Genomic DNA, 7,564 nt, shown 5'->3' with positions numbered 1-7,564 from the left:
GAGCGCCACCTTGCCAAGGTGGAGGTAGCGAGTTCGAGCCTCGTTGCCCGCTCCAGATGCGATGCCCACACAAAACCGTGTGGGCATCGCTTTTCAAAAAAAGTGTGGACTTTTTCCGTGGAAGCGCATATAATAGAACAAACACCGATGGTGACATAGCCAAGTGGTAAGGCAAGGGTCTGCAAAACCCTGATTCCCCGGTTCAAATCCGGGTGTCACCTCCACATCGGAGCAAGCGTTCTCACGCTTGCTCCGTCTTTTTTTGAATGTGTCCCTGCTGCCCTTCCGCCGCCTGTTGCGGCGCGCTACTCTATGAATCTGATATCCAGGAGGCTGTTTTATGTCTACTTTGCGAGAAGAGATCTCCCGGCGCCGCACCTTTGCCATCATCTCCCACCCGGACGCCGGCAAGACCACCCTGACAGAAAAATTCCTGCTCTACGGCGGAGCCATCGCCCAGGCCGGCGAGGTCAAGGGCAAGCGGGCCCGTGCCGCCACCTCCGACTGGATGGAGATTGAAAAGCAAAGAGGCATCTCCGTCACCTCCTCCGTGCTGCAGTTCCAGCACGACGGATACTGCATCAACATCCTGGATACCCCCGGCCACCAGGACTTCTCTGAGGACACCTACCGCACGCTGATGGCGGCGGACTCCGCCGTTATGGTCATCGACGGCGCCAAGGGTGTGGAGCCCCAGACCCGCAAGCTCTTTAAGGTATGCGCCATGCGCCACATCCCCATCTTCACCTTTATCAACAAGATGGACCGGGAGACCCGGGATCCCCTGGAGCTGTGCGAGGAAGTGGAGCGGGAGCTGGGCATCGACACCTATCCCGTCAACTGGCCCATCGGATGCGGCAAGGAGTTCCGGGGCGTCTACGACCGGGAGCGCCGCCACATCCTCTTCTTCTCCGACGAGGGCCACGCCAAAAAGGCAGAGGCCACAGAGGTGGATCTGGAGGATCCCACAGTGGGAGAGCTCATTGGCCAGAGCCGTTGGGAGACCCTCCGGGAGGAAGTGGAGCTGCTGGGGGCCGGCCGGGAATTCGATCTGGAGGCCGTGCAGAAGGGGACGCTGAGCCCGGTGTTCTTCGGCTCCGCCCTGACCAACTTCGGCGTGGAGCCCTTCCTGGAGGGGTTCCTGCGTATGACCACACCGCCCCTGCCCCGGGTGTCGGACAGTGGGGAAGTGGACGTGTTCTCTCCGGATTTCTCCGCTTTCGTCTTCAAGATCCAGGCCAACATGAACAAGGCCCACCGGGACCGCCTGGCCTTCATGCGCATCTGCTCCGGACGCTTCGAGCGGGACGCGGAATATTACCACGTGCAAAGCGGCAAAAAGATGCGTCTCTCCCAGCCCCAGCAGATGATGGCTGCCGAGCGGGAGATCATCGACGAGGCCTACGCCGGAGATATCATCGGCGTGTTTGATCCGGGCCTCTTCTCCATCGGCGACACTATCACCGTTCCCGGCAAGAAGTTCCGCTTCTCCGGCATCCCCACCTTTGAGCCGGAGCACTTCATGCGGGTCTCTCCCAAGGACACCATGAAGCGCAAGCAGTTCATCAAGGGCACCGAGCAGATCGCCCAGGAGGGTGCCATCCAGATCTTCAAGATCCCCGAGGCAGGCCTGGAGGAGGTCATCGTGGGCGTGGTGGGTACGCTGCAGTTTGACGTCTTCGAGTACCGGATGAAAAACGAGTACGGCGTGGACCTGCGGATGGAGGGATTGCCCTATGAGCATCTGCGGGTGGTGTCCCAGTGCCCCTGCGATCCCAAGGATCTGGTGCTGTGCACCGGGTCGGCCATCCTGGAGGACTTCAAGGGACGGCTGCTGGTGGCCTTTGGCGGCGAGTGGTCCGTGGGCTTCCTCACCAAGCACAACCCCGGTCTGGAGCTCTCCGATTCCCTGTCGGTGTCCTGATTTCGGTTATTCATAAAAAGATGCCCCGGCGCACAGCGCCGGGGCATCTTATCTTCATTTACGCAAAGGTGATGACGGTGCCGGTTTTGCCGTCCAGGGCGTCGATGGCTTTGTCCAGGCTGGTGATGATGGCTTTCTTGCCGGGGTTGGTCCGTACAAAGCGCATGGCTGCCTCCACCTTGGGCAGCATGCTGCCCGGGGCAAATTCCCCGTCGGCGCAGTAGCGGGCCGCGTCAGAGAGGCTCATGCGGTCCAGATCCTTCTGGTCGGGCTTGCCGAAGCGGATGGCCACCCGCTCCACCTCCGTCAGGATCAGCAGGGTGTCGGCGCCCACCTGCTCCGCCAGAAGCTCTGCGGAAAGATCCTTGTCGATCACAGCGGCCACCCCCTCCAGGGTGCCGTCGGGATTCTCCGCCACAGGGATGCCGCCGCCGCCGCAGGTGATGACGATAGCGTGGTCCCACAGCAGCTTTACCGCTGCGATCTCCACGATCCGCCGGGGCTGGGGGGAGGGAACCACCCGCCGCCAACCCCGGCCGGCGTCCTCACGCAGGGTGTAGCCGGCCTCCTGCTCCAGCCGCCGGGCCTCCTCCTGGGTATAGAAGGGGCCGATGGGCTTGGAGGGATTCTGGAAGGCCGGATCCGCCCGGTCCACCACCACCTGGGTAGCCAGCGTCACCACGGGGATATTGCGGTTGCGCTTGTTGAGGGCGTACTTCAAGGACTGCTGGATGTGGTAGCCGATATAGCCCTGGCTCATAGCCCCGCACACGTCAAAGGGCATAGCAGGGACGACTTCCCGGGCCGTCTCGCTGGCCAGAAGGATGCGGCCCACCTGGGGACCGTTGCCGTGGACCACGGCCATCTCGTAGCCTCTCTGGCTGATCTGGGCCAGGTATTCGCTGGTCTGGCGCACCACCTCCAGCTGGCCTTCTGCGGTGGGGGCGCTGTTTTTGGACTGCAGGGCGTTGCCGCCCAGGGCGATCACGATTTTCTCCGGCATATGCTCCGTTCCTTTCCCGTCAAGGCCGGGCGCTGTCAGCAGGGGAACCCGGCGGATTTCATGCGCCCTTAGTATCTGCTGCCGGCGGAGAATTATGTGGATGGGAGAGGAACGAAGCGCAGCCTCCGTGTCCATAAAAAACGCAGAGGCCTACTGGGCGGCGGAGTTCAGGATCTCTTGCATGTCGGCTCTCCGGGATGCGTCGTGCTGAAAAATCTGCGGACGCACAAGACGGTCAATTTCGGCGGTGTGCAGCGTTTTGAACTGGGCCATCAGCTCTTGGCAAAGGTGTTCCCGGTGCGGGGGCGGAAGCTGTTGGAGAAATTCCCGGCATCTGTTGGGATCGGCAGGAAAGCGTCCTGTCCCCAGGTTCTCCTTCATACCGGACATCAGCCCCTTCCAGAGGGATTCCCGCCTGCGGCGGGATGGAATTTCCCGGATGAGGGCAGCGGCAGCTGCCGCTGCGTGCCAATTACGATGGAGGGCTCCCTTTTTGATTTCCTGCCCCAGAATGGAATGGCGGGAAGGCTTTATAAGATAGGAGCGGAACGCCTGAGGACAGCTGTGCTGGTGGAGCAAAAAGGCATACAGAAGGGGAGTCAAAATGGTTTCCTGCACACCGGATGCTTCCCTCAGGATCTCCCGGGCCCGCTCTTCTGATTGAGGGGAATCCTGAAGGGGAAAAGTCAGCCACCAGAAAGCCAGAGCTTGGCGCCGCGGGCTCTGGGCAGGCTGCAAAAGCTCCAAAGCCCTGGCAGTGGAGGGAAATTCCCAGAAAATATCCGGCCAGTTTAAGAAAAGCAGGTCATTGGGATCTTCCTTGGCGATCTCCCACAGCCTGTCGGGATCCAGCTGGGAGATGAGCCGGGCTGTGGAAAAGAGCTCCTCAAATGCGGAACTATAGAATTCCCCGGAAAAGCGGGTCAGCCAGGCATACCGGTTGGGGAAGGTCTGATCGGTCCATTGAATGGTAAACTGTCGCTGTTTGCTCTTGTTGCACAGAAACAGCCGGAATCCCACACACAGCATCTCCTCCAGATGGGCGGTTTGGATGGCCTGCAGGATCTCCTGTGACGGATCCTGCCCCCTGCAAAAAAGCGCGCAGGTAGTCAGAAAGACTTGATGGGGCAGTTTGCTGCCGCTGCCTTCTTGCTGCCTGTGCAGCAGATCATGAAACAGGCGCCGGGGTTTTCGGCGGGAGAGGAGACGGCGCATTTCCTCCTGGGCTTTTTGGGAGGAAATAGAATGGTTCCACTTGCTCAAAAGGCAGGGTTCGATTTTTTGCTCATTCATGCGGGATCACCTCGGTTTCCACGGTATGTGCACCCATCTGGCCCCACAGCGTTTCCCAGCACTCCCGGGCAAATGGATCCGACAGGATGTGTACGCAAAAGAAATTGGAGTCCAGTGAATTGAGGGAAGTCCCCAGAGAGATGCCTGAAAAGGAACTGCCCGCCCGGCAAAGGAGAAAGCGGTCGTGGATATATTGGCTGAGGCCCACCAGGTGCAGGCAATTTGCATTCCGGCGAAGGATCTGAAACAAGGACCAGTCTGTGGCTAAAAGGCGACGGGCTTCCGCCAGGGTCATGGCGTTTTCCGCCTCCGCTTTGTGGTAGTAGACGGCCCAGAGGTTCTTGGCGGGACTTCCGCACAGCAGGCGCATCCAGTCGATCAGCGCCGTTTTCCCCTTTTTATCCAGCAGGTACGGATCAAAGAGCATCACTTCCTCCCACCGGTGATCCAGCATTTTGTTGGCGATATCGTAAACGGTGGTGTCCAGCCCTTTTTGGATCAGATAAGAGGACGTTTTCTTGGGCAACCACCAGCCCAGGAGCTTTGTCTCCTGCTGTTCCTGACGCAGACGGAGATTTGTTTTTTCTTGTCCGATCTGCACGACGTCGGGCTTCCCCAAATGATTGTACTTGGCCTGATAGCGGTTCCGCTCCAGCGAAACGGTGGGTACCGTGGCAAAGTTCATGGAAAAGCGGATGGACTCTATGAAAGTCACATCTTTGGCGTAAAACCACAGCTGATCGCCCTCATATGCGAAGAGATCGAAGGAGTCCCAGTCCTCCTGTGGGATAAAGGTGACAGTGGATTTCTCAGCCGGATCCAAATGGCGGGTTTGCGATTCACAGATGACGCTGCCGCGTTTGAATTGGATATCCAAGCGGTCGAAGCCTTGGGGCTTGGCCAGGATGCTGCCGTCTTTGGTTTTCTCATAGCACAGCTGGACGTAATGAAACAAAAAGGTGTCCCCACATGCCAGCGGGGCTTTTTCCAGATCCATTCCGGTGTATTTGTTTATAAATTCGCAAAGGAGGTCCCAGTCCTCCTGCGGCAGGCGAAATCCCCTGTTGCCGGGAAGAAAGATGTGACTGGGCTTTTTTTCACAGCGCAGCCTTTTCATAACCGTGCAGATCTCGTGACTGCCGCTGGGGGAAAGCGGGTGCTGATAGGATAGGAGTGCCCGCTCTGCCTGGGTATCCTCTGCAAGAAATTCCACTGCTGTGTCCACAGAATGTTCCTCAAACTCCAGCCAATACCGCCCGATCTTCTGCCGTTCCCGCCAACGACGATTCGGCAGATCCAGTTCCTCATTTTCGTGATAGAGGGTCAAAACGATTTGACCGCCATAGGTGATGGTATCTTTCAGCACAGTCTCACCTCCGCACCTGAAATTTTTGATGCTTTCATTGTATAGCAAAGCCGCTGCTTTGAAAAGCAGATAAAAAAGTCGAAACAAGCATGATCATGCTTGTTTCGACTTGAAATATTCCGGGTAAGCGGCTGCAATTTGGAAAGGAGAAGCAGAAAAATGAGTTCGCTCTGACTTTTGTAAAAAAGTCGGAGCAAGCGTCATATCGCTTGCTCCGACGTGGTGACCCGGCGGGGATTCGAACCCCGGACCCACTGCTTAAAAGGCAGTTGCTCTGCCTACTGAGCTACCGGGTCATATAAAACGCGCAAAATACGCGGAATGATACATGGCAGGGACGGCTGGACTCGAACCAGCGGATGAGGGAGTCAAAGTCCCTTGCCTTACCACTTGGCGACGCCCCTATGCGGGGAAAAAGCAGGGGACCGGGGGTTACCCCGATCCCCTGGCTGTTCTGGGGTGGGAGATGGGACTCGAACCCACGACACCCGGAACCACAATCCGGTGCTCTAACCAACTGAGCTACACCCACCACATATGAAATCCTGTACGGATCCACATGGGACACATTCGGCTGACGGTCGCTCCAAAAGGGAAGCTGGTACGCCAGAAGGGACTCGAACCCCTGGCCCACTGCTTAGAAGGCAGTTGCTCTATCCAGCTGAGCTACTGGCGCGAATAAGTTGGAGCAGGTGACGAGAATCGAACTCGCATCCCCAGCTTGGAAGGCTGGTGCCCTGACCATTGTGCTACACCTGCGTCGGCCCTCCGTGGAAATTGTCAGCTTTGTTATATTACCATGAAAAGGAGAACGTGTCAAGCGGGACTTTCACACTTTTTTATTTTTCTCCGGTTCATTTCCTGCAAAGTGCCCAAAATGCCTGAAACAGCCGAAGTCCTTCCACAGTCCCGGGCAACGCCCACGCTCCAGTCAGCCGCTCCGGATGCCACTGTATCCCCCAGATGGGGAGGGACTGGTGGCAGAGCGCTTCCACCGTGCCGTCCGGGGCCCACTGTACGGCGATAAGACCGCTGCCGAGCCGATCCACCGCCTGATGGTGGGCGCTGTTTACCAACAGATTCCCATTCCATAGGTTCAGCGGGGAGGAAATCTCACGAATACGGTGCAGGCGATCCCGTCCGTAAACTGCAGAGTGTCCCGGCAAATCCTGAAGCAAGGTTCCCCCGAAAAAGACATTGAGTACCTGCATGCCCCGGCAGATGCCCAGTATCGGCAGCCGTGCCGCTGTGAACTGTTCCAGAAGGGCCAGCTCAGCTTCATCCCGGGCAGGATCCATAGAGTGGGAGGCTGTGTTTTCCTGACCGTAGCGCCAGGGCTCCATGTCGCCGCCTCCCGGCAAAAGCAATCCACAGCAGCCGTGCCATGCACCCAAGTCCCGGGATACCAGAATGGAGCCGCCGGCGGCCTGGACGGCCCGGATGTAATTGTAATAGCGGTCTGGGGAACCGTAAAGGAAAAGCTGGGGCGTCATATTGCCAACTCCCTTTCAGAGTGCTGTACAATTCTATTGTACCACAGTTTCAAAAAATTACCGTGTTTTTAAAATTTGCCGGAGCCGCATCCGGGCCTTTAGGGCTTGCATCGGAAGAAAAAATATGGCATAATACAATCCGCAGTCACTATATGGGTGCCTGCTGTGCGCACTTTGCGCCAGGTGAACATACTATGCAGCGGTATCGAAGTGGTCATAACGGGGCTGACTCGAAATCGTCACTCATGAAGGCACGGTGAAAAACCGCTAATCCTTGTGCCACAAGGAATTGCTGGATTTAGGGAAAACGCAAAAAACGCAAAATGCTAACAGAATGCTAACAGTTTTCCCGAAAAGTGAATAAGCAGGTTGTAAATCGGGCGACCGATTTTCAATACATGGAGGTGTACCCAAGTGGTTGAAGGGTCCGGATTCGAAATCAGGTTTCCTATGCGGAGTGCCAAACGGCTGAAACCCTTGGAACC

General features: G+C 57.5%; 5 protein-coding genes and 6 tRNA genes. 2 read left to right on the top strand and 9 right to left on the bottom strand.

All coding sequences use genetic code 11. From position 1 onward, the window contains the following. Positions 1–149: 149 nt before the first annotated feature. Positions 150–224: transfer RNA gene (locus ACT67G_RS11480), tRNA-Cys, on the top strand. 116 nt (positions 225–340) lie between these two features. Continuing rightward, complete coding sequence (locus ACT67G_RS11475) at positions 341–1,924, top strand: peptide chain release factor 3 (RefSeq protein ID WP_325246001.1); 1,584 nt, start codon at positions 341–343, stop codon at positions 1,922–1,924. A gap of 58 nt (positions 1,925–1,982) precedes the next feature. Here the strand turns inward: ACT67G_RS11475 and arcC are convergent, their stop codons facing one another. The 9 genes from arcC to ACT67G_RS11430 form a co-directional block, all read right to left on the bottom strand. Beyond that, on the bottom strand, positions 1,983–2,927 hold the full coding sequence (arcC, locus tag ACT67G_RS11470) for a carbamate kinase (protein WP_325246000.1): 945 nt from the start codon (positions 2,925–2,927) through the stop codon (positions 1,983–1,985). A gap of 150 nt (positions 2,928–3,077) precedes the next feature. Beyond that, positions 3,078–4,220 (bottom strand): hypothetical protein, encoded by a 1,143-nt coding sequence (locus ACT67G_RS11465; protein WP_443664324.1) that lies wholly within the window; start codon positions 4,218–4,220, stop codon positions 3,078–3,080. Continuing rightward, positions 4,213–5,586: a hypothetical protein gene (locus ACT67G_RS11460; RefSeq protein ID WP_443664323.1), complete on the bottom strand. Its 1,374-nt coding sequence runs from the start codon at positions 5,584–5,586 to the stop codon at positions 4,213–4,215. The genes ACT67G_RS11465 and ACT67G_RS11460 overlap by 8 nt, the downstream gene beginning before the upstream one ends. A 220-nt stretch (positions 5,587–5,806) precedes the next feature. Continuing rightward, a tRNA-Lys gene (locus ACT67G_RS11455) sits at positions 5,807–5,882 on the bottom strand. Between the two features lie 33 nt (positions 5,883–5,915). Then, positions 5,916–5,990: transfer RNA gene (locus tag ACT67G_RS11450), tRNA-Gln, on the bottom strand. Positions 5,991–6,041: 51 nt separating this feature from the next. Next, positions 6,042–6,118, bottom strand: a tRNA-His gene (locus ACT67G_RS11445). Between the two features lie 67 nt (positions 6,119–6,185). After that, a tRNA-Arg gene (locus ACT67G_RS11440) sits at positions 6,186–6,262 on the bottom strand. 8 nt (positions 6,263–6,270) lie between these two features. Next, positions 6,271–6,345, bottom strand: a tRNA-Gly gene (locus ACT67G_RS11435). Positions 6,346–6,440: 95 nt separating this feature from the next. After that, on the bottom strand, positions 6,441–7,079 hold the full coding sequence (locus ACT67G_RS11430) for a gamma-glutamyl-gamma-aminobutyrate hydrolase family protein (RefSeq protein WP_443664322.1): 639 nt from the start codon (positions 7,077–7,079) through the stop codon (positions 6,441–6,443). Positions 7,080–7,564: the final 485 nt, after the last annotated feature.

It is taken from the genome of Dysosmobacter sp. (assembly GCF_052306735.1).
In the GTDB taxonomy this organism is placed as follows: domain Bacteria; phylum Bacillota; class Clostridia; order Oscillospirales; family Oscillospiraceae; genus Oscillibacter.
Note: the sequence above shows the minus strand (reverse complement) of the source record. Positions and strands in the feature narration are given on the sequence as shown.

Bases quoted from the DNA above. Each gene is read 5' to 3' on its own strand.
- ACT67G_RS11475 (WP_325246001.1), top strand. From the start codon at position 341: ATGTCTACTTTGCGAGAAGAGATCTCCCGGCGCCGCACCTTTGCCATC.
- arcC (WP_325246000.1), bottom strand. From the start codon at position 2,927: ATGCCGGAGAAAATCGTGATCGCCCTGGGCGGCAACGCCCTGCAGTCC.
- ACT67G_RS11465 (WP_443664324.1), bottom strand. From the start codon at position 4,220: ATGAATGAGCAAAAAATCGAACCCTGCCTTTTGAGCAAGTGGAACCAT.
- ACT67G_RS11430 (WP_443664322.1), bottom strand. From the start codon at position 7,079: ATGACGCCCCAGCTTTTCCTTTACGGTTCCCCAGACCGCTATTACAAT.